The sequence below is a fragment of the Cryptosporangium japonicum genome (assembly GCF_039524755.1).
In the GTDB taxonomy this organism is placed as follows: domain Bacteria; phylum Actinomycetota; class Actinomycetes; order Mycobacteriales; family Cryptosporangiaceae; genus Cryptosporangium; species Cryptosporangium japonicum.
Map to the genome: position 1 here is coordinate 370491 of NZ_BAAAGX010000007.1, position 19720 is coordinate 390210.

The 19720-nt window shown below is 73.1% G+C and carries 24 protein-coding genes; 13 read left to right on the plus strand and 11 right to left on the minus strand.

Annotated elements, in window-relative coordinates; translation table 11 throughout:
• The first annotated feature begins 2 nt into the window (after positions 1-2).
• Positions 3-617 carry a lysoplasmalogenase gene (locus tag ABD437_RS10180; RefSeq protein WP_344648517.1) on the plus strand — a complete coding sequence of 205 codons (615 nt, stop codon included), beginning with the start codon at positions 3-5 and terminating at the stop codon, positions 615-617.
• Complete coding sequence (locus ABD437_RS10185; RefSeq protein WP_344648518.1) at positions 614-1213, plus strand: biliverdin-producing heme oxygenase; 600 nt, start codon at positions 614-616, stop codon at positions 1211-1213. The genes ABD437_RS10180 and ABD437_RS10185 overlap by 4 nt, the downstream gene beginning before the upstream one ends.
• Here ABD437_RS10185 and ABD437_RS10190 read toward each other — a convergent pair.
• A complete protein-coding gene (locus ABD437_RS10190) occupies positions 1210-2268 on the minus strand; it encodes an LLM class flavin-dependent oxidoreductase (RefSeq protein WP_344648519.1) in 1059 nt (352 codons plus the stop codon). The genes ABD437_RS10185 and ABD437_RS10190 overlap by 4 nt on opposite strands.
• Before the next feature lie 108 nt (positions 2269-2376).
• Here ABD437_RS10190 and ABD437_RS10195 point away from each other — a divergent pair, with 108 nt between their 5' ends.
• The 3 genes from ABD437_RS10195 to ABD437_RS10205 all read left to right on the plus strand — a co-directional run bounded on the left by ABD437_RS10195 (position 2377) and on the right by ABD437_RS10205 (position 3669).
• Positions 2377-3246, plus strand: a complete 870-nt coding sequence (locus ABD437_RS10195) for a hypothetical protein (RefSeq protein ID WP_344648520.1) — start codon at positions 2377-2379, stop codon at positions 3244-3246.
• A 65-nt stretch (positions 3247-3311) separates the two neighbouring features.
• Positions 3312-3491: a hypothetical protein gene (locus ABD437_RS10200; RefSeq protein ID WP_035852945.1), complete on the plus strand. Its 180-nt coding sequence runs from the start codon at positions 3312-3314 to the stop codon at positions 3489-3491.
• A gap of 19 nt (positions 3492-3510) precedes the next feature.
• Positions 3511-3669 carry a hypothetical protein gene (locus ABD437_RS10205; protein WP_344648565.1) on the plus strand — a complete coding sequence of 53 codons (159 nt, stop codon included), beginning with the start codon at positions 3511-3513 and terminating at the stop codon, positions 3667-3669.
• Here ABD437_RS10205 and ABD437_RS10210 read toward each other — a convergent pair.
• Both ABD437_RS10210 and ABD437_RS10215 read right to left on the minus strand, forming a co-directional pair.
• A complete protein-coding gene (locus tag ABD437_RS10210; RefSeq protein ID WP_344648521.1) occupies positions 3655-5592 on the minus strand; it encodes a WD40 repeat domain-containing protein in 1938 nt (645 codons plus the stop codon). The genes ABD437_RS10205 and ABD437_RS10210 overlap by 15 nt on opposite strands.
• 33 nt (positions 5593-5625) lie before the next feature.
• Positions 5626-7053, minus strand: a complete 1428-nt coding sequence (locus ABD437_RS10215) for an MDR family MFS transporter (protein ID WP_344648522.1) — start codon at positions 7051-7053, stop codon at positions 5626-5628.
• A gap of 54 nt (positions 7054-7107) precedes the next feature.
• Between ABD437_RS10215 and ABD437_RS10220 the strand changes: the two genes are divergently transcribed.
• A complete protein-coding gene (locus tag ABD437_RS10220) occupies positions 7108-7677 on the plus strand; it encodes a TetR/AcrR family transcriptional regulator (RefSeq protein ID WP_344648523.1) in 570 nt (189 codons plus the stop codon).
• On the opposite strand, the gene ABD437_RS10225 is transcribed toward ABD437_RS10220, so the two are convergent.
• Positions 7674-7820: a DUF1059 domain-containing protein gene (locus tag ABD437_RS10225; protein ID WP_344648524.1), complete on the minus strand. Its 147-nt coding sequence runs from the start codon at positions 7818-7820 to the stop codon at positions 7674-7676. The two genes, ABD437_RS10220 and ABD437_RS10225, sit on opposite strands and share 4 nt — an antisense overlap.
• A 9-nt stretch (positions 7821-7829) precedes the next feature.
• Positions 7830-8495 (minus strand): DNA alkylation repair protein, encoded by a 666-nt coding sequence (locus ABD437_RS10230; protein WP_344648525.1) that lies wholly within the window; start codon positions 8493-8495, stop codon positions 7830-7832.
• Positions 8496-8611: 116 nt separating this feature from the next.
• On the opposite strand from ABD437_RS10230, the gene ABD437_RS10235 reads away from it, so the two are divergent.
• A complete protein-coding gene (locus ABD437_RS10235) occupies positions 8612-9544 on the plus strand; it encodes a DUF808 domain-containing protein (RefSeq protein ID WP_344648526.1) in 933 nt (310 codons plus the stop codon).
• On the opposite strand, the gene ABD437_RS10240 is transcribed toward ABD437_RS10235, so the two are convergent.
• Positions 9538-10101 carry a TetR/AcrR family transcriptional regulator gene (locus ABD437_RS10240; protein ID WP_344648527.1) on the minus strand — a complete coding sequence of 188 codons (564 nt, stop codon included), beginning with the start codon at positions 10099-10101 and terminating at the stop codon, positions 9538-9540. The genes ABD437_RS10235 and ABD437_RS10240 overlap by 7 nt on opposite strands.
• Complete coding sequence (locus tag ABD437_RS10245) at positions 10095-11027, minus strand: carbohydrate kinase family protein (protein ID WP_344648528.1); 933 nt, start codon at positions 11025-11027, stop codon at positions 10095-10097. The genes ABD437_RS10240 and ABD437_RS10245 overlap by 7 nt, the downstream gene beginning before the upstream one ends.
• Before the next feature lie 75 nt (positions 11028-11102).
• Here ABD437_RS10245 and ABD437_RS10250 point away from each other — a divergent pair, with 75 nt between their 5' ends.
• Positions 11103-11990, plus strand: a complete 888-nt coding sequence (locus ABD437_RS10250) for a BtrH N-terminal domain-containing protein (RefSeq protein WP_344648529.1) — start codon at positions 11103-11105, stop codon at positions 11988-11990.
• Between the two features lie 6 nt (positions 11991-11996).
• Here ABD437_RS10250 and ABD437_RS10255 read toward each other — a convergent pair whose 3' ends face one another.
• Positions 11997-12971, minus strand: coding sequence for a GlxA family transcriptional regulator (locus ABD437_RS10255; RefSeq protein ID WP_344648530.1), 975 nt, complete (start codon positions 12969-12971; stop codon positions 11997-11999).
• Between the two features lie 51 nt (positions 12972-13022).
• On the opposite strand from ABD437_RS10255, the gene ABD437_RS10260 reads away from it, so the two are divergent.
• Positions 13023-13364 carry a cupin domain-containing protein gene (locus tag ABD437_RS10260; protein ID WP_344648531.1) on the plus strand — a complete coding sequence of 114 codons (342 nt, stop codon included), beginning with the start codon at positions 13023-13025 and terminating at the stop codon, positions 13362-13364.
• Here ABD437_RS10260 and ABD437_RS10265 read toward each other — a convergent pair.
• The gene (locus tag ABD437_RS10265) at positions 13361-13891 is read right to left on the minus strand and encodes a hypothetical protein (RefSeq protein WP_344648532.1); all 531 of its coding nucleotides are present in this window, start codon (positions 13889-13891) and stop codon (positions 13361-13363) included. The two genes, ABD437_RS10260 and ABD437_RS10265, sit on opposite strands and share 4 nt — an antisense overlap.
• A gap of 150 nt (positions 13892-14041) precedes the next feature.
• Here ABD437_RS10265 and ABD437_RS10270 point away from each other — a divergent pair, with 150 nt between their 5' ends.
• Entirely contained in the window at positions 14042-14995 is a 954-nt protein-coding gene (locus ABD437_RS10270) for a permease (protein WP_344648533.1), read from the plus strand.
• Here ABD437_RS10270 and ABD437_RS10275 read toward each other — a convergent pair whose 3' ends face one another.
• Positions 14996-16393: a sugar porter family MFS transporter gene (locus tag ABD437_RS10275; protein ID WP_344648534.1), complete on the minus strand. Its 1398-nt coding sequence runs from the start codon at positions 16391-16393 to the stop codon at positions 14996-14998.
• 106 nt (positions 16394-16499) lie between these two features.
• On the opposite strand from ABD437_RS10275, the gene lexA reads away from it, so the two are divergent.
• Together lexA and ABD437_RS10285 are read left to right on the plus strand one after the other, a co-directional pair.
• A complete protein-coding gene (lexA, locus tag ABD437_RS10280) occupies positions 16500-17132 on the plus strand; it encodes a transcriptional repressor LexA (RefSeq protein WP_344648535.1) in 633 nt (210 codons plus the stop codon).
• A gap of 8 nt (positions 17133-17140) precedes the next feature.
• Complete coding sequence (locus ABD437_RS10285; protein WP_344648536.1) at positions 17141-18094, plus strand: MaoC family dehydratase; 954 nt, start codon at positions 17141-17143, stop codon at positions 18092-18094.
• Between the two features lie 19 nt (positions 18095-18113).
• Here the strand turns inward: ABD437_RS10285 and ABD437_RS10290 are convergent, their stop codons facing one another.
• Entirely contained in the window at positions 18114-19328 is a 1215-nt protein-coding gene (locus tag ABD437_RS10290; protein ID WP_344648537.1) for a CoA transferase, read from the minus strand.
• 81 nt (positions 19329-19409) lie between these two features.
• On the opposite strand from ABD437_RS10290, the gene ABD437_RS10295 reads away from it, so the two are divergent.
• A partial coding sequence (locus tag ABD437_RS10295) for a sigma factor (RefSeq protein ID WP_344648538.1) occupies positions 19410-19720 on the plus strand: 311 nt, incomplete at its 3' end.

Sequence of the window (19720 nt, forward strand, 5' to 3'; positions counted from 1 at the left end):
CGATGCTCATGGTGTTCGCGGTGGCCGCCGGGCTCGAACTGGTCGGCGTCGCTCTCGACAACGCGGTGCTGCAGTGGGTCGCCAAGCCGCTGCTGGCGCCGTTGCTCGCGATCTGGCTGGTGCGGCGGCACGGGTTCGACGCGGTGGTCGTCGCGCTGGGGTTCGCCACCGCCGGCGACGTCGCGCTGCTGATCGACGACGAGCGGGCGTTCCTCGTCGGCATGGTGTTCTTTCTCGGCACCCAGGCGTGTCTGATCAGTGCGTTCGCTCGGCGGGGACGGCGTCGGCGCTGGGCGCTCGCCGGGTACGCGGTGCTCTGGGCGACCGCGAACGCCGTGCTCGGGGAGCGGCTCGGTGACCTGCGGGTGCCGGTGCTGGTCTACAGCCTCGCGCTGAGTGTCATGGCGGCCCTCGCGGCCGGGGTGTCCCGGCGGGTCGCGGCCGGTGGTGCGCTGTTCCTGGTGTCGGACTTCCTCATCGGTCTCGGGGCCGCCGAGATCACGGTGCCCGGCCAGGACCTGCTGGTGATGGTGACCTACATCAGCGCGCTCGCGCTGATCGTCACCGGATGGGCCCGTCTTGACCGCGCTGCGAATTTAGGTAAGCCTAAGTCATGAGCATCATCGAGGCGTTGCGGACGGGTACCCGGGACCACCACCAGCGCCTCGAGGAGCACCTCGACCTGCCGGACCGCATCCGCACCCCGCGCGACGCCGCCACCGTGCTGGCCGCGTTCCTCGCCGCCTGGGCACCGCTCGAGGCGTCGCTCGCCGACGGGGAGAGGGTCTCCTGGGGTTCGCTGGGCCTGCCCGCCGACCTCGGGGCCTCCTCCGCGCTGCTGCGCGCGGACCTCGACGCCGTGGGCGGCGCGGACGTCCCCGCGGTGCCGAGCCCGTCGTTCGGGTCGCTCGCGGCCGCGGTCGGGGGCCGGTACGTGCTGCTCGGCAGCGCGCTGGGCGGGAAGGTGCTCGCACCGGAGATCCGGCGGGCGCTCGGCCCCGACGCGCCCGACGCGACCCGCTTCTTCCGGCGCGAAGGCCGCAACCCCGGTCGCGACTGGCGTGACTTCCGGCTGGCCCTGGGTGCTCATCCCTGGACCGGCGAGCAGGTCGACCAGGCGGTCGCGGCCGCCCGCGCCACCTTCGACCACATCGCCACCACCGCGATCCGCTGCGGCATCACCCCCCGCCGCACCCGGGACGCGGTGGCCTAGGCGTCTTCCGCGTCGAGTTTGCGGAGGACGGGCAGCACCGTCTCGCCGAAGAGCAGCATGTCCCGGTCGTACTCCGGGAAGATCAGCATCAGCCCGTCCAGCTCGGCCTCGGTGACGATCTTCCGGATGTGGTCGACGACGGTGTCGGCGGAACCGCTGACGTACGGCGTCTGGAACACGGCCGAGCCGGTCGCGCCCTCGGCCCAGGCACGCGCCCGGTCCTCGGGGAAGCCCCAGGACTCACGCATCGCCGCGAGCGCCTCGCGGTCGAGGCCCTCGCCCCAGCGGCGTACCTTCTCGGCCGCGCCGGCATCGGTCTCGTCCTGCACGACCATCAGCATCGAGTACGTCTTCACGTCCCGACCGGCGTCGGCGGCCTTCCGGTGGACGTCACGCGAGAAGTCGCGCATGTCCTCCAGCGAGTTCGCCGAGAGGAACGCCCCGTCGGCGTACGCGGCCTGGAACGCCCGCCCGGCCGGGGACTGACCGGCGCTGATGATCGTCGGACGCACCTCGGGATGGGGGCGGGACTCGGCGTCGCGCAGCGTGTAGAACTCCCCCTCGAGCGTGACGCTGTGCTCGGACCAGAGCCGCAGCACGGCCTCGGTCCACTCGGCGGTCATCCGGTAACGATCCTCTTTGGAGAGGTCGCTCCACAGGTCGTACTGGAGGAACTCGGCCGCGTACGCGCCGTTGACGATGTTCATGCCGGCCCGGCCACCGGAGATCTGCTGCAGCGTGGTGAACATCTTCGCGGCGATGCCCGGGTGGTGGACGTTCGCGTGCACGGTCGCCCAGATCTTGACGCGCTCGGTGGCTTCGGCGAGCGCGGCCATCATCGTCATCGACTCGAGGCTCTCGCCCCAGTGGTCGGTGGTGCCGCCGAACCCGCGCCACTTGGCCATCGACATGACGAAGTCGAGCCCGATGGCTTCCGCGTGCATCGCGGCCCGCTTGTTGTAGGCGTACGTGGCCTCCGGGTGCGGAGCGGTGGTGGAGAGCATCCAGCCTCCGCTGCCGATCGGCAGGAAGATCCCGTACTCCTTGGCGGCCACGTCAGTCCTTTCGCCGAACCGGACAGCGGGCACACTACCCCGGCCCGGTCGCGTGGACCGGGGTGGCTAGGCTGCCCGGGAGTCCACACCGGAGTAAGGGGCGCGCGCTTGTCCGGGAAGCCCGAGGACGCGGTCACGGAGGCGCTGACCCCGAACGCCGGCACGTATCCGCGGCCGCCGGCGGAGTGGTCGGCCGGGAGCGGCCCGCAGCCGCCGCCGGTGTTCGAGACCCCGGAGGAGCCGGAATCCGCGCTCGCTCCACGGCCCCGGCGTACCGGGCTGCTGCTGGTGGCGGCGGTGCTGCTGGTCGCGGCCACCGCCACGGTCACGATGTGGCTGACGTCGGGCCGGCCGGATTCGTCCGCGGCGGCGGGCACCACCACCGCGTCGGCGCCGGCCGCGCCGCCGGGGGCGGCGTCGTCGTCGGTGACAGTGTCCGTCACGCCTACCCCGGGCGGCCGGGCGGTCGCGCCGGCCGCGTCGTCGGCGGCCCCGTCCCGGTCGGCACCGGCGGTTCCGTCCGCCGCGGCCACCACGCCGGCGGGGCGAGAAGCCCCGGCCGTACCGGCCCGGATCTGCGCGCGTGGGCACGTCCAGGACGCGGGCTGGCAGCCGTGGGTGTGCGCCCCGCGCGGACAGCGGATCACGGTCGGGCAGGCCGGCCGGTCGAAGCGGCTCGAGGCGGTCGAGGTGTACACGGTCGGCGCGGGCGGGCTCTGCGTCGACGCCCACGAGCAGGACGCCGGGTGGCAGGGGCTCCGCTGCCGCGCCGACGGCGAGACCGTCACGACCGGAACCACCGGGAAGTCCCGCCGGATGGAGGCCTTCCAGATCCGGACCGGCAGCGGCATCTGCGCCCGCGGGCACGTCCAGGACGTCGGCTGGCAGGCGCAGGTGTGCGCCGGGCGCGACGCCGCCGTGCAGGTCGGCACCACCGGCCAGTCGAAGCGACTGGAAGCGGTCGAGCTCGGCGTCTGACCCCGCCGGCCCGGCGGTGCGGCTCCGACCGCCACGGGCTGGCGGCGCGGCGCTACGGTCTGGGCATGGCTAAGCGTCGACGTCTGAAGACGGTTCTGTTCCTGACGGCACTGGGGGTGTCGGCGACCGCGGTCGCCGTGGTGGTCGCGCGCCGCCGGGAGGAGGCCGAGCTGCGCGAGAGCGGCGTCCTGCCGCTGGAGTACGGCGCCGAGCCGGTTCTCGACGCGGTCACCACCGAGCGGTAGGACCACCCGCGCCGGGGACGTGCTGTCCCCGGCGCCGAACCGGCCGTGCTACGTGCTGTTGCCCGACCGGGTGGCGATCCACCTCAGCACGCCGCGCGCCGTCGAGGACGGCATGGCCGCGTTCGCCGCCCAGCTCGGGGTCGCGGTGCGGGAGCTCGCCGAGCTACTCGAGAGCTAGCGCCAGCACCTCGGTGTCGGTGGCGACGACGAGGAGGGCGCCGGCGGCGTGCAGGGCGCGCGGGGGCGCGTCGAGGTCGAGGAGCGTCACGCCGCCGGTCGACGGGGTCCAGAGGCGCAGGGTCGCGTCGGGTGCGCTCGCGGTGGCGACGACGAGCGTGCCGTCGCGGGTGGTGGGGGCGGCGACGGCGACGACACCGGTGTGGTCGGGGTCGGGCGGCAGCGGGTCGCCCAGGCGGACGCCGAACGTCGTCCAGAGCGAGACGAGGCCGTTCGTGTCGGCGAGCAGGATCCCGCCGGGCGCGCCGGCGACGTCGGCGAGCGACTCGTGACCGATCGCGGCGAGCCGGGTGGCCGGTGGCGCCATCGAGGAACGCTTGCCGGTGACGGCGGCGGAGCTCCAGACGTCGACGGTGAGCTCCCCGGAGAGCGTGACGACCTGGTCGCCGAACGACCGGTCGGGCACCGAGGTCATCGCGTGGATCTCGTCGGTGCGGTACAGCTCGCCGAGCGGCTCGGCGGTGAACGGGTCCCACAGCCGCACCGCGCCGTCGGCGTCGCCGGTGACCAGCACGGTGCGCCCGGTCCGCAGCCCGGCCAGCCACGCCGGGTCCTCCGGGTGGCGTCCGTGCGTCGGGGCCGGGATCACCGCCGGGGCCAGCACCCGGATCGCGGCCGGCCGCGGGGTCAGGTCGTCGCCGGTCAGCGCGTCCCAGCGGTGCAACCGCTCACCCCCGGCGACGACCAGCGTCCGTCCGTCGGGCGACGTCACCACCGCCGATCCGCTCACGGCGGCACCGGCCGCGACCGGCAGCGGCGCGCCGGTGTCCAGGTCCCAGCGGTGGAGACCCGACGGGCCGGCGCCGGCCACGATCGACGCCCCGGTCGGCAGCGTCGCCACCGCGAGCGTGTCCACCGGACCGGTCGAGGCGCGCCACCGGGTGACGACCGCCGGTGCGGGGGCGACCGGCCACCCGCCCGGCGCCGGCCGGAAACCGCCGGCGTCGGCGAACGTCGCCGGGTCGAGCCCGTCGGCCGCGACCGGCTCGGCGAACTCGTCCTCGGCGACCAGGTCCCCGATCGAGTACACGTCCTCGCAGCTGACGCACTGGTAGTGCCCGGCCAGCCGGCTGATCGTCCGCGCCCAGGCGACGTTCCCGCGCAGCGCCACCATCGCCGCGACCAGGCACCAGACCGCGGCCGGCGGCGTCGTCTCCGGGACACCGGCGCGGGCGACCACCGCCGCGACCCGCGCGAACCCGTCCCAGCCGGGGCCGAAGAGCTCGGGCGCGGCCTCGATCTCGGCGGCCAGCGACGTCCAGCCGGGCACGTTCCTGGCGTCCGCGGTGAGGTCGGGGACCACCGGGGGCGCGCAGGGCGGCCCGAGCGGATCGCCGAACCCGTCCACCTCGTCCTGTTCCTGGCAGGACGGGCAGGTCAGCGTCACGTACCCCTCACCGGGCGAGAGGAACGACCACATCGCGCCGCCGCTCGGGTGCCCGGCGAGCGTCACGCAGGCCAGCGCGAAGTAGCTGTCGCCGAGGCCGGCGCGCTCGCGGAACACGTCCAGGGCACCGGCCTCGGCCACCGCGAGCGCCGCGGTCAGGCTCTCCTGGAGCCCGTCCGCGACCGGGCCCTCGTAGTAGTCGGCCCCGGCGGTGACCCAGAAGCCGATCTCGGTCCAGAGCTCGGCCCGTTCCTCCACCGAGAGCGCGGGCGCGAGGTCGACCAGGTGCGGGATCGCGGCCGACGTGATGTCGTACACCGTTCCCTGGTGCAGCAGCTCGGAGCGCAGCTCGTCCCAGGACTCGCCGAGCTGCCGCCGGGTCAGCACCTCGCGGAGTGCGTCGAGCGCCTGTTCGGTCGAGAACGAGGCGTCGAACTCGAGCCAGAGCGGACTGTCGAGCGGCAACTTCGCGAGCATGCCGCACCCTACCGAACGCAGTACATAGTGGATCTAGCGCGTGCGCCGGACCCACAGGGCGGCCACGACGGCCGCCAGCGAGATGCCTCCGCCCCAGACGAACGCGGCCCGCACGCCGTCGGCGGTCGCCGTCACGGTGTCGGCACCGTCGGCGAGCCCGGCGGCGGTGGTGCGGGAGAGCACGGTGACGAACAGCGCGGTGCCGGCCGCCCCGGCGACCTGCTGCAGCGTGCTGATCACCGCGCTGCCGTGGCCGTAGAGGTCGGCGGACAGGCTGCCCAGCGCCGACGTCATCAGCGGCGTGAGCATCAGGGCCAGCGCGGACATCACCATGACGTGGAACAGCACCACCAGCCCGGTCGACGTCTCCGGGCCGACGGTGGCGAGCAGCCAGAGCGCGGCGCTGAGCACGACCGTGCCCGGGAGCACCAGCGGCTGCGGACCGAACCGGTCGTAGAGCCGCCCGACCAGCGGGGAGAGCGCGCCCATCGCGAGGCCGCCGGGCAGGACGAGCAGGCCGGCCGCGAGCGTGCTCAGCCCGTGCACGTTCTGCAGGTAGATCGGGAGCAGGATGAGCGCGCCGAACAGCGACATGAAGCCGGCGACCATCACCAGCACCGAGACCGTGAACGAGCGCTGGGCGAAGACACGCAGGTCCATCAGCGGGCCGCGGCCACGCTGGAGGGCCCGCTGGCGCCGGACGAACAACGCGAGCGCGCCGATCCCGACGACGACCGGGATCCACGGCGCGACCGGGGCGTGGCCGCCGCCCTCGCCGAGGCTGGAGAGGCCGTAGATGAGGCCGCCGAAGCCGGTCGCGGAGAGCAGCAGCGACAGCACGTCGAGGTGGGCGCGCCGGGGCGTGGTGACGTTCCGGACCTTCCAGGCGCCCAGCGCCAGGCTGAGCACGGCGATCGGCAGCACGACGAGGAACAGCCAGCGCCAGCTCAGCCGGGAGAGGACCAGGCCGGACACGGTGGGGCCGATCGCCGGCGCCACCGAGATGACGATCGAGATGACCCCCATGATCCGGCCGCGCGCACTGGGCGCGACCAGGCTCATCGCGGTGGTCATGAGCAGCGGGATCATCACGCCGGTGCCGGCGGCCTGCACGACCCGGCCGAGGAGCAGCACGCCGAACCCGGGTGCCACCGCGGCGATCAGCGTGCCGGTGGTGAACAGGCCCATCGCGGCGACGAACACCTGGCGGACGGTGAACCGCTCCATGACGAAGCCGGTCGCCGGGATCACCACCGCCATCGTGAGCAGGAAGCCGGTGGTCAGCCACTGGCCGGTGGCCGCGGAGACGTTCAGGTCGCTCATCAGCCGGGGTAAGGCCAGCGACATCACGGTCTCGTTGAAGATGACGACGAACGTGGAGATGACCAGCAGGCCGATGAGCGTGCGGTCGGCGGTGCTCAGCCGCTGATCGGTGGGAGCGGGGTCAGCGGTGATCGTCACCGGCCCAGCCTAATGGCAGTCACTGCCAGATCGGCACGCGCTAGCATGTGGGCCGTGACTGACATCACCAGTCTTCGGGAGCGTCGCCGGCTGGCCACCGCGGCCGAGATCGAGGCCACGGCGCTCGAGCTCTTCGCCCGCAGCGGGTCGGAGCACACCACCGTCGACGACATCGCCGCGGCGGCCGGCGTCTCCCCGCGGACGTTCTTCCGGTACTTCCCCACCAAGGAGGACGCGGCGCTCGGCGTCAAACGCGACTTCTACGCGGCGGTCAGCGAACGCATCCCGGCCGGCGCGGTGGGCCTCGACGAGCTCAGCCGCGCCACCGCCGAGGCGCTGGCGTCGTTCAGCGCCGCGTTCCAGCACCGGATGGTGCGGGTGCGCTGCCTCGCCGAGCACGACGCCAACCTCCGGCACCGGGCGCTGCTGCTCGACGCCGAGCAGTGCCGTCAGCGCCAGCAGCACCTCGGCGGCGACGTGCACGCCCGCCTGCTGGTCGAGACGCTCGCGGTGGCCCTGAACGCCGCACTCGACGACTGGGCCACCCGCCGCCACCACGGCGAGGACGCCGACCTCGCCGAAGTGTTCCGCGCGGTCTGCGCCCGCCAGCGCGCGTTGTTCTAGAACGCGATGAACAGGATCTCGTCGCGGGAGTAGTCGAGGTCGGGGTGGGCGGCCGCGAGGTGGGCCTGGGTCCTGGCGACGAGGTCGTCCTCGTCGACGCCCTCGATCCACTCGCCGCACGGGCAGCTCAGTTTCGTCTTCACGCCCCTTGTCTACACCCGCGCGTCGCGCCGGCCGACCATCTCGGCGATCCAGATCGGCGCGAACGGGGACGTGCAGCCGGGCGGCGTCGGGTAGTCCTTGAGCACCTCCAGGCGCTCGCCGATGCCGATCGCCCGGGCGCGGTGCTCGGCGTGCTCGATCCCGATCTGCGCCAGGCAGTGGTTCATCGCCCACTGCAGCCGGTCGGGGGCGTCCGTCATCCCGGCCTCGATCCGGTCGAGCAGCGCGGCGAGGTCGAGGCCCTCGGGCTTCGCCGCGACCCGGTCGGTGGTCAGCGCCCAGCCCGCACTGGCCACGACCGGATCGGGGTCGGCGAACCACGCCACGCGCAGGGCGTCGCGGTGGGGGCTTTTCTTCACCACGTAGTTGACGAGCCAGTCGTGCACCTTCGGGGTGCGTGACTCGCGGAGCATCGTGTCGAGCTCGTCGCGGTCGAACGCCTTCGGCCGGCCGATCAGCAGGGCCAGCAGGCGCGCCGCGCTGTCGCCGGTCGCCCAGAGCGCGCGGGCCAGCTCGTGCTGGGTCTTCAGCCGCTTCGCGACCGCGCGGAGCCGGCCGAGGTTCACCGCGTGGTCGTCGCCGTGCTTCGCGTTCACCGCCCGGACCTTCGGATCCTCCAGCGCGCGCAGTTCGGCCATCACCTCGGTCACCGTCATAAGATATAAGCCTACGCTTATGTCAAGACGATGCTCGCCGCAACCAACCGGCAGACCGGCGGCGCTTGCGACAATGACCGGCGCGGACACTGCTCGAACCCGATGGAGGACACCCCGTGGCCGGTGGACTTGTTGCCCTGTTGGACGACGTGGCGGTGCTGGCCCGCACGGCGGCCGCCTCCATCGACGACATCGGTGCGGCGGCGGCGAAGGCGAGCACCAAGGCCGCCGGCGTGGTCGTCGACGACGCGGCGGTGACCCCGCAGTACGTCCGTGGCCTCGCGGCCAAGCGTGAGCTGCCGATCATCAAACGCATCGCGCTCGGGTCGCTGCGCAACAAGTTCCTGATCATCCTGCCGGTGGTGCTGCTGCTCAGCCAGTTCCTGCCGGTGCTGCTGACGCCGATCCTCATGGTCGGCGGCGCGTACCTCTGTTACGAGGGCGCGGAGAAGGTCTGGCACAAGATCGCGCACCGCGGCAGCGCCCACACCGAGGAGAACGAGGGCGCCAAGGACGAGAAGGCGCTGGTCTCCGGCGCGGTGCGCACGGACCTGATCCTGTCGGCGGAGATCATGGTGATCACGCTGAACGAGGTCATCGACCAGCCGTTCTGGTCGCGCCTGGCGATCCTGTGCGTCGTCGCGCTGATCATGACCGTCGTCGTGTACGGTGCGGTGGGGCTGATCGTGAAGATGGACGACGCCGGGCTGCGCCTCGCGCAGGGGCCGGGGGCCATCGCGGCGCTCGGCCGGGGCATGGTCAAAGCGATGCCGATCGTGCTGACCGCGCTGACGATCATCGGCACCGCGGCGATGCTCTGGGTCGGCGGGCACATCCTGCTGGTCGGCACCGACGAACTCGGCCTGCACGCCCTGTACGGCGCGGTGCACCACCTGGAGGAGGCCGCGCACGACGCCACCGGCGCTCTCGGCGGGGTGGTCGGCTGGCTCGTCAACACCGTGTTCAGCGCGATCCTCGGGCTGATCGTCGGCGCGCTGATCGTCGTCGTCGTGACGCTGATCGCGAAGAAGCGGAACAAGGCTCACTGAGACGGCAGGTACGCGCGGGCGAAGAGCCGCACCGCGTCCCGGAGCACCTCGCGGTCGTCGGGGCGCGGGTGGGCGATCCGCTGGAGCGCGAACCCGTCGAGCAGCGCGATGAGATGGCGCGCGGCCCGTGCCGGTTCGAGCACGCCGAGCGAGCGCAGCACGGTCGTCGCGGCGCTCTCGTAGGCCTCCACGATGCGCGTGACCGGCTCGACGAGCTCGGGCCGGCGGGAACGGCCCAGGTAGGCCTCGAACTGCACCAGCACGGTCGGCGCGGTGACCACCTCCACCAGCAGGTCGATCGTGTGCTCCACCGGCGCGCCCTCGGCCAGCACGTCGGCCGACTCCAGGATGGCGTCCGCGACGCGGGTCACGGCGGCGCCGACCAGCTCGTCCAGCGAGGAGAAGAAGTACGAGGTCGTGGCCAGCGGAACGCCGGCCGCGGCCGCGACCGCGCGGTGCGTGACCCCCTCCAGCCCGTGCTCGGCGATCACCGCCACCGCGGCGTCGAGGAGCCGCGCCCGGCGCAGCTCCCCGCGGCTGTACCGCTTGGTCACCATGTCGGGGTCGACGCCGCGAACGCCTCGACCGACGCCAGGTCGTAGGAGCCCGCGTCGGTGCCGACGCCCTGGGCGACCTGGGCCGCCGCCGCGCACCCGAGCCGGGCGGCGTCCGCGAGCGAGCGGCCCTGGGCCCGGCCGAGCACGAAGCCGGCCGAGAACGCGTCGCCGCACCCGGTGGTGTCGACGACGTCGATCCGGAACGCGGGCACCTCGACGACCTCCTCGCGCGTCACGACCAGGGCGCCCTTCCGCCCCCGGGTCGTCGCGACGCAGCCGGCGCCGCCCTCGAGCAGCGCCCGCGACCCGGCGACCAGGTCGTCGGCCCCGGTGAAGCCGAGCACCTGCTCGTCGTTGGGCAGGAAGTAGTCGGTGTGCGGCAGCGCCGCGGCGATCCACTCGAGCATGCCCGGGTCACCGGGGGCGAGCAGGTCGATCGACGTGCTCAAGCCGAGCCCTTTCGCGTGGGCCAGCAGCTCGCCCGCGGCGTCGCCGCCGAGGAACTCCGGGCCGCCCAGGTGCAGGTGGGCGGCGCCCTCCAGCGCGGCCCGGTCGACGTGGTCGAGCGTGAACGCGCCGTTGGCGCCGATGCAGTGCCAGGCCGGGCGGTCGCCGTTGGGGCGCACCGGGATCACCGACGACGAGGTCTGCGCGGCCCCGGTACGCACGATGCCGCTGACGTCGACGCCCTCCCGGCTCAGCGCGCCGAGCAGGGCGTCGCCGAGCGGGTCGGTGCCGACCGCGCCCTGACTGCGTACCCGCACGCCGAGGCGGCTGAGCACCACGGCGGTGCCGCCCGCCGTTCCGGCCGGTGAGGTGCGGATCGACTCGACCAGCTGCCCCTCGGAGCCGTCCGGGATCGACTCGATGCCGATGACGTGGGTGTCGAGGACGTGGACGCCGATCGTGGCGACGGTGACGGTCATGGGGCACCCTAGCGCCAACCTTGGACATCTGTCCGAGGTTGAGCCTGACACGGTGTCAGGGTGCAGTCTGCGGCCATGATCCATTGCGAGACCACCGCGCTCGGCGTCCTGCTCCGCCACGAGGGCGTCGAGCTGTCGGAACCGATGACGTTCGGCCTCGGCGAAGGCCTGGGATTCGTCTACTGGGACGCCAGGAACCTGGACGTCCCGTTCCTCGGCGGCCGCACGAAACCCCTGGAGATCACCCGGACGCTGACCGCGCGGCTCGGCCTGGACCTGCACGTCCAGCAGACCAGGTCACCCCGGGCGGCCTGGCGGACCGTGGTGGCCGGGCTGGGCTCCGGGCGGCCGGTCGGCCTGCAGCTCGACTCGTACCACCTGGAGTATTTCCCCATCAAGGTGCACTTTCCCGGCCACGTTGCCGCGATCCACGGCTACGACGACACGCACGCCTACCTGATCGACACCGCGGGCGAGGTGACCACGTCGCTCGACAGCCTCGCCGCGGCCCGCCCGGCGCGGAACCTGTCGTTCACGATCGCCGGCACCGCGCGACCCGACCTCGGCGCCGCGATCCGGGGCGCGGTCCGGCGCAACGCGCAGACGTTCCTCACTCCCCCGATCGCGAACGTCGGCTACCGCGGCATCGCCACCGCGGCCCGGCGGATTCCCCGGGCGGGCGGCGACCTGTCCACGGTGGCGATGCTGATGGAACACGGCGGCACCGGCGGTGCGCTGTTCCGCAACCTCTACCGCGACTTCCTCGCCGAGAGCGTCACGATCGTCGACGACCACCGCCTGCGTCGCGGGCACGAGCTGTTCGCCGCGATCGCGCCGCGGTGGACGGCGGTGGCCGCCCGGCTCGCGGACGGCGCCGTGGCCGAGGCCGCGGACCTGCTCGCCGCGCTGGCCGAACAGGAGCGGGAAGCGATGGAGACGCTGGCCGGCGTCGACGCCGGGTGACGGCCCCTACCGCGCCGCGGCGAAACGCCTGGCGTACTCGCTGGGGCTCACGCCCAGGGAACGGCGGAACACCGTGCGCAGGTGGGCGCCGGTGCCCAGGCCGGCGTGGTGGGCCACCGACTCGACGCCGCTCGCGCCCTGCTCGATGAGCCGGCAGGCCAGCGCGACCCGCTGCGCGGTGAGCCACTCGACCGGCGTGCTGCCGACCTCGCGGCGGAAGCGACGGTGGAAGGTGCCCGGGGTGAGCCCCGCCCGCCGCGCCAGGTCGTCCACCGTGAGCCGCTCCCGGAGATGCTCCGACGCCCACTCCAGCACCGGCGCGAGCGAGTCCACCGTCGGCGGCGGGAGCGGCTGCTCGACGAACTGGCGCTGCCCACCGTTCCGCACGGCCGCGAACACGAGCCGGCGCGCGACGTGGTTGGCGACCTCGGCCCCGAAGTCCCGGCGCACGACGTGCAAACCGAGGTCGAGCGCCGCCGCGCTGCCCGCCGAGGTCAGCACGTCCCCGTCGTCGACGAAGAGCACGTCGGGCTCCAGGCGGACGGCGGGGAACCGGCGCCGGAACTCCGCGGCCAGCTGCCAGTGCACGGTCGCCCGCCGCCCGTCGAGCAGCCCGGCCTCGGCCAGCGTGAACGCACCGGTGCACAGCCCGGCGACACGAGCGCCCCGCTCGTGGGCACGCCGGACGGCACGCAGCACGGCCGGCCGGGACGGCACCTGGACCGCGGGCCGGTTCGGCACGATCACCAGGTCGGCGGACTCCACGTCGCTCAGCCGGCCCGGCGCGCTGACCTGGAACAACCCGTCACGCATGCGGATGCCGGGCCGGGGCGTGACGACCGTGAGCGTGTACGGCTCGAAGCCGATCGCGTCCCGGCGGCTGATGCCGAAGATCTCGGTGGCGCACCCCACCTCGAACGGATTGGAGTGCTCGTCGACGATCAACGCCACCGTGCGCGTGGCGCAGGATCCTTTCGACATGCATCATTTCTAGCACTGTCGTCGTGGCGCGGACGCGGTCAGGATCGTCCCGTGCTCGAGAAAATCTCCCTACTGCCCGAGGCCGATCAGCTGACCGAGTTCTGGTCCCAGCGGGTGCTCGCGCAGGGCAACGGCAACCTGTTCAAAGTCGCCAAAGGCATCGGGTCGACGACCTGGCACCGCCACGACGACCAGGACGAGACGTTCCTGCTCCTGGCGGGGCACCTCACCGTGCAACTGCGCGACGGCGACGTCGAGCTCGCACCCGGCGACCTGCTGGTGATCCCCCGGGGCGTCGAGCACTGCCCCCGCGCCGACGAGGAGGCCACGTTCCTCCTCGTCGGCCCGGAGATCACCTCGACCCCCGAAGGCGGCAAACCCGCCTGGAGCTAGATGCCGTTGGTGTGCGTCGCCCAGATCGCCTTGGTGCCCGCGATGCCGCAGTAGATGACGAGGTTGTTGTCGCTCTGCGTCGCCAGGATCGGGAACTCGGAGTACCGGTCGCACTTGTTCGCCGTGTTGCTCGCCCAGACGGCCCGCCCGTACCCGGACGTGTAGAGCACGAGGTTGCCGTCCTGCTGCCAGAGCATCTGGGTGGCCCCGGACCCCGCGGTGTTCGTGTGCCACTTGCGGACGCCGGCCTTGTTGTAGACGCCCAGGTCACCGTTGACCATGCGCAGCGTCGCGGTGCCCTTGTAGAACGTCCAGCTCTTGCCGTTGTCGAGCCACTGGCAGGCGTACATGTTGTGCGTCCAGACCGTGCGGTCCAGCGGGCTGGTGTAGTCCTTGTAGTCGCCGGGCCGGCCCTCGGGCCCGGCGGTGCGGTCGCACGCCGTCGCCGGGAACGCCTGAGCCGGGCCGGCGGCGAACAGCACCGAGGCGGCCGCCACTAAGACCGTGATGATGACACGTCGGAACATCCGCGTCCCTCTCCCACCGCCGGACGCCCCCGTGACGCACCGGTCGAGCACACCCTAGGGTTCGACCGGCTCCATTGTGAACGAACCCGGGCCGGAACCACCGCAGCTGTCCGGAAGCATCCGCTCGCCGGCGTCCTCCTCGTCCTGACGTTGTTCGCCGCCGGTCTGCTGTGGGCGAAGTGGCTGCCCCACACGGCCAAGACCGCCTCGCTGGCGGACACCGGCACCTGGGACGGCGGCCCCATCTTCACCACCGCCGGCTCCACCCCGTCGCTCTCCGGCGCGGTCGACTTCACGGTGGCCTACTTCCGGGCGGTCTGGAAGGCGGCGCTGGTCGGGCTGGTGGTCGCGGCCGCGCTCGAGGCGTTCGTGCCGAAGGACCGGCTCGCGCGCCTGCTGACCCGGCGGACCCGGTGGGGGCAGGGCGTCGCCGGTGGGCTGCTCTCGATGCCGAGCATGATGTGCACCTGCTGCACGTCGCCGGTCGCGGTCGGGTTGCGCCGCCGAGGCGCGCCGGTCGGGGCGACGGTCGCGTACTGGCTGGGCAACCCGCTGCTCAACCCGGCCGTGCTGATCTTCCTCGCGCTGACGCTGCCCTGGCCGTACGCGGCGGTGCGTGCCGCGGTGGGGGCGGCGGTCGTGCTCGCCGCCGCGGTGGTCGCCGCCCGGGTCGCCGGGCCCGCCCCGGACGTGGAAGCGGCGGCCGGGCCCGCGCCCCGGTTCTCCCGGATCCTCCTGCTGTACGCGCTGATGCTCGTGCCCGAGTACCTGGTGCTGGTGTTCGCGACCGGATGGCTCAGCGGGTGGCTGGCGAACTGGGCCGGGCTCGGCGACGCCGGCGGCCCGCTCGCCCTGCTGCTGATCGGCCTGGTCGGGGCCGCGCTGGTCATCCCCACCGGCGGCGAGATCCCGGTGGTCGTCGGTCTCGTCGCGGCCGGTGCGAGCCTCGGCACGGCCGGCGTGCTGCTGATCACGCTGCCCGCGCTGAGCGTCCCGTCGATCGTGATGGTCGCGCGCGCGTTCTCCTGGCGGGTGACGGCCGCGGTCACCGGGCTCGTCGTCGCCGGCGGGGTGGTCGCCGGAGCGCTGCTCGCCGCGGCCTGACTACCGGAAGTCCGCCGGCTTGAACTTGCGGTCGGCCAGGTGCTCCTCGATCTGCTCGAGGCTGCGCCCGGTCAGCTCGGGCATCTTGAGGTACAGGAACACGAACGCGGCGATGTTGAACGCGGCGTACATCCAGAACGTCTGGCCGGTGCCGATCGCCTTCATCGTGCTCAGCAGCGTCAGCGTGATCAGGACGTTGGTTCCCCACAGGGAGGCCGACTGGGCCGCGGCGCCGGCCGCCCTGGTCGCGAGCGGGTAGATCTCCGAGCCGGTCAGCCACCCCATGAGCTGGATGCCCCCGGCGGTGAACGCCATGAACGCGATGAGCGTGCCGACGATCCACGGCACCATCGACTTGTCGTCGTTGCCGGAGACGAAGAACCAGCCCAGCACGATCAGCGAGAGCGCGGCGAACGGCAGCGTGACGAGCGTCAGCCGGCGGCGGCCCACCCGGTCGATGATCGCCAGCCCGATGAGCTGCGCGATCAGGTAGGTGAGGCCGAGCGCGACCGACACCCGCAGCGCGGTCGAGTCGGCGAAGCCGTTGTCGGTGAGGATCGTCGGGGTGTAGTAGACGATCATCTCGATGCCGGACAGCTGCGTGAAGATCGCCAGTCCACAGCCGACGACCAGCGCCGGGCGGACCCACGCGGCCTTCAGCCCGGCCCAGCCGCGGGTGCTGGCCTCGCGTTCGGCCCGCACGTTCTGGTGGATCTCGTCGAGCTCGCCGGACAGGTCGGCCTCGGGGGGACGCACCCGGGCCAGCGCCTCCCGGGCCCGGTCCTCGTGGCCCTCGCGGGCCAGCCAGCGCGGGCTCTCCGGCAACCGCAGCATCAGCACGAACATCAGCGCGGCGGGGACCGCGGCCAGGCCGATCGAGACCCGCCAGTCGATCACCTCGGTCGCGCCGACGATGGTGGCGATCACGATGCCGACGCCGATCGCGATCTGGAAGAACAGCACCAGCCGCCCCCGGTAGGCCGACGGGGCGAGCTCGGCCACGTACACCGGCGCGGTCTGCGTCGCGCCGCCGACGGCGAAGCCGAGCACGAGCCGGCTCAGCGACAGCGTGATCGGCTCCGGCGAGAGCGACGCCGCGACCGCCCCGACGACGAAGACGACGCCGATCAGCAGCAGCGTGCCGTGGCGGCCGCGGCGCTCGGCCAGGCGGCTGCAGGTGAGCGCGCCGATCACCGCGCCGACCAGGATCGACGCCGCGATCGTCTGTTCCCAGACGTGTCCGATGTCGAAGTCGTCGCCGATCTGGAGCAACGCGCCGGAGATGATGCCGGTGTCGTACCCGTAGAGCAGCCCCGAGATCGCCGAGACGAGCGCGACGACGACGACCGACCCGGTGAGCCGGTCGTTCTTCTGTTCCGACGAGACGGCCTGACCCATGGTGACCTCCCGGTGCGCGGCAACGCGTGGCGCGGGTCATACCCACGTCGGCGTCGGCTCACGCCCCCCGGTCGGAACGGTGTCGCCGGTGCGGCAGGATGCGGACATGGACGAGGATCTGGACACGTCGGTACTGACCGAGCGGCAGCGCGGGATCCTCACCGTCATCCAGGAATCGGCGCTGCGCAACGGGTACTCGCCCTCGACGCGGGAGATCGCCGACGCGGTCGGGCTGGCCTCCACCTCGACGGTGAGCCGGCATCTGCGGCACCTGGAGGACCTGGGTTTCCTGCGCCGGGGCCGGGCCACGCGCCCGATCGACGTCCGCATGTTCCTGGCGCCGCCGCCGGTCGCGGCCGCGCCGGACACGATCGGTGTCCCGGTGCTCGGGGACATCGCCGCCGGCACCCCGATCCTCGCCGAGGAGACCTCCGACGAGGTGCTGGCGCTCCCCCGTGACCTGGTCGGCAAGGGCACGCTGTTCGGCCTGCGGGTGCGCGGCGACTCGATGGTCGACGCCGCGATCTGCGACGGGGACATCGTCGTGGTGAAGCAGCAACCCGAGGCCTGCAACGGTGAGATCGTGGCCGCGATGATCGACGACGAGGCCACCGTGAAAGTGTTCCGGCGTCGCGGCGGTCACGTGATCCTCGAACCGCGCAACCCGGCCTACTCCGACATCGACGGCGACCGGGCCGTCATCCTCGGCAAGGTCGTATCGGTCCTGCGCCGTACCTAGGGAGCACCATGCGGGCGGAAGGCCCTTACTTCGACGAGCTGAGCGTCGGGCAGGAGTTCCCGGACGCACCGGCGTACACGCTGACGTCCGGGCGGGCGGCCACCCACCAGGCCATCCTCGGCGACCGGCTCCGGCTGCCGCTCGACGACGGGCTGGCGCACGCGGTGACCGGCCGGGCACCGCTCGCCCACCCGGCGTTCGTCTGGGACGTGGCGATCGGTCAGTCGACGGTCGTGACGCACCACGTCCGGGCGAACCTGTTCTACCGGAACCTGGCGTTCCACCGGCTGCCGGCGCTCGGCGACACGCTGCACACCGTGACGACGGTGGCGGGCCTGCGCCAGAACAGCCGGCGGGAAGGGCGACCACCGACCGGGCTGGCCGCGTTGCGCATCGTGACCGTCGACCAGGACGGGCGGCCGGTGCTCGACTTCTACCGCTGCGCGATGCTGCTGCTGCGGTCCGACGTCGACACCGGGCACCGCGACGACCTGGACGTCGTCGGTGGAGGCGCGGCGCCGCCGGTGCCGGACTGGGACCTCGACGCGTGGCGCACGCGCGTACCCCGCCGTCCGGCGCCGGAGCCGGGCACCCGGATCGAGGTGATCGGGGGTGACGTGGTCAGCAGCGCGCCGGAGCTGGCCCGGCTCACGCTCAACGTCGCCCGGGTGCACCACGACGCGGCGGCCGGGGGCGGCCGGCGGCTGGTGTACGGCGGGCACACGATCGGGCTGGCCCTGAGCCAGGCCGGCCGGGCCCTGCCGGAGCTGGTCACGGTGCTGGGCTGGGACGGCTGCGACCACCTCGGACCGGTGCACGAGGACGACACGCTGCACAGCGTCGTCACCGTGGTGGACGTCGTGCCGGGGCCGGCCGGCGGGAGCGTCGCCACGCTGCGTAGCGAGGTGGCCGCCGGCGACCGGCCGGTGCTCGACTGGCGGTTCCAGGCGCTGTTCGCCTGAGTCCGGCCGTCTGGGCTTGTTATTGTGGGCGGATCGCGCCGTCCGCGGCGAGGGCGCCGACCTCCGCCCGGGACAGGCCCAGCCAGTCGGTGAGCACGTCGCCGGTGTCGGCGCCCACCGCGGGGGCCGGCTCCGGAGCCGGCGGTGTCCAGCCGGTCGGCCGCCCGACCGGCGCCGGCACCGGGTAGCGGCCGAGCGCCGGGTCGTCCACGTCGGTGAACAGCCCGCTCGCCGCGAGCAGCCCGTCCGACGAGCGGGTCATCTCCTCGATCGTGCGGTAGTCGCCCCAGAGCACCTTGGCCTTCTCCAGCGACGCGACCACCTCGGCGTGGGTCCGCTGCTCGAACCACGGGCGCAGCAGCGCCGAGATCACGTCGCGGTACCGGTAGCGGGCCTCCTCCTCGGCGAACGTGACGCCGAGCGCCTTCTCCATCGCGGCCAGCACGTCCTCGGTGCCGGTGAGACGGATCAGCGTGTTCCAGTGCCGGTTGGTGAGCGCGACGACCATGACGCGACGCGAGTCGGCGGTGGCGAAGTCGCACCCGTAGGAGCCGTACAGGTAGTTCCCCTCGCGCAGCCGCTGCGAGCCGTTCACCACCACGTCGGCGACGAACCCGAGGTGCGCCATCGTCGCGACGGCCACGTCGGCCAGGTTGATCTCGACGTACTGGGGCGCGCCGGTCGCGCGGCGCATCCGTTCGGCCGACACCACCGACAGCGCCGCGTGCGCCCCGGTGATCAGGTCCCACGCCGGCAGGACGTGGTTGACCGGCGCGCTCGCGTCCACCGGCCCGGTCACCCACGGCAGCCCGACCTCGCAGTTGACCGTGTAGTCCACCGCGGGCCGCCCGTCCGGGCGCCCGCCGATCCGGATCTGGACGAGGTCGGGCCGGACTGCGAGCAGCTCCTCGTGACGCAGCCACGACTGCCCCACCGCGTTCGTGACGAGGATGCCGTGCCCCTCCCCCGGCACCGCGAGCAGCCGGCGGACGACGTCCCGGCCGGCCTCGGCGCGCAGGTCCACCTCGATCGACCGTTTGCCGCGGTTGAGCCCGGCCCAGTACAGGCTCTGCCCACCCGGCGCCAGCGGCAGCCGCCGGGTGTCGGTGGCGCCGCCGAGCGGGTCGATCCGCACGACGTCGGCGCCGAGCTGGGCCAGCGTCATGCACGCGGACGGTCCCGCCACGTAGGTGCACAGGTCGACGACGTGCAGCCCGGTGAGTGGAAGAGTCATGCGCCGACGGTAACGGGGCAACCGGATACCCCGTAGCTCGGTTCTCCTCTAGGGAGGCAGTCCCGCAGCGAAGGGAATCGCGTGCTCGACCCACGGGATGAGCAGTACCGGGAGTTCGCGTCGGCGCACCGGCCGCGGCTGCGCCGGCTGGCCTACGTGCTGTCCCAGGACTGGCACCGCGCCGACGACCTGGTGCAGGGGGCGCTGCTGCAGCTCTACCGGAACTGGGACAAGGCCCGCGACGCCCGGGACCGCGGTGCCTACGCGCGCACCGTGCTGGTGCGTGTCTTCCTCAACGAGCGGCGGACGTTCTGGGCCCGGCGGGTCGTGCTCGTCGACGAGTCGCCGGACGGTCTGGCGGTCACCTACCTGCGTGCGCAGCGCCGGGCGCA

Excerpts from the sequence above, each read along its gene's own strand:
- ABD437_RS10180 (WP_344648517.1), top strand. The coding sequence starts at position 3 with ATGCTCATGGTGTTCGCGGTGGCCGCCGGGCTCGAACTGGTCGGCGTC.
- ABD437_RS10185 (WP_344648518.1), top strand. The coding sequence starts at position 614 with ATGAGCATCATCGAGGCGTTGCGGACGGGTACCCGGGACCACCACCAG.
- ABD437_RS10200 (WP_035852945.1), top strand. The coding sequence starts at position 3,312 with ATGGCTAAGCGTCGACGTCTGAAGACGGTTCTGTTCCTGACGGCACTG.
- ABD437_RS10210 (WP_344648521.1), bottom strand. The coding sequence starts at position 5,592 with ATGCTCGCGAAGTTGCCGCTCGACAGTCCGCTCTGGCTCGAGTTCGAC.
- ABD437_RS10230 (WP_344648525.1), bottom strand. The coding sequence starts at position 8,495 with ATGACGGTGACCGAGGTGATGGCCGAACTGCGCGCGCTGGAGGATCCG.
- ABD437_RS10240 (WP_344648527.1), bottom strand. The coding sequence starts at position 10,101 with ATGGTGACCAAGCGGTACAGCCGCGGGGAGCTGCGCCGGGCGCGGCTC.
- ABD437_RS10245 (WP_344648528.1), bottom strand. The coding sequence starts at position 11,027 with ATGACCGTCACCGTCGCCACGATCGGCGTCCACGTCCTCGACACCCAC.
- ABD437_RS10250 (WP_344648529.1), top strand. The coding sequence starts at position 11,103 with ATGATCCATTGCGAGACCACCGCGCTCGGCGTCCTGCTCCGCCACGAG.
- ABD437_RS10255 (WP_344648530.1), bottom strand. The coding sequence starts at position 12,971 with ATGTCGAAAGGATCCTGCGCCACGCGCACGGTGGCGTTGATCGTCGAC.
- ABD437_RS10265 (WP_344648532.1), bottom strand. The coding sequence starts at position 13,891 with ATGTTCCGACGTGTCATCATCACGGTCTTAGTGGCGGCCGCCTCGGTG.
- ABD437_RS10275 (WP_344648534.1), bottom strand. The coding sequence starts at position 16,393 with ATGGGTCAGGCCGTCTCGTCGGAACAGAAGAACGACCGGCTCACCGGG.
- lexA (WP_344648535.1), top strand. The coding sequence starts at position 16,500 with ATGGACGAGGATCTGGACACGTCGGTACTGACCGAGCGGCAGCGCGGG.
- ABD437_RS10285 (WP_344648536.1), top strand. The coding sequence starts at position 17,141 with ATGCGGGCGGAAGGCCCTTACTTCGACGAGCTGAGCGTCGGGCAGGAG.
- ABD437_RS10290 (WP_344648537.1), bottom strand. The coding sequence starts at position 19,328 with ATGACTCTTCCACTCACCGGGCTGCACGTCGTCGACCTGTGCACCTAC.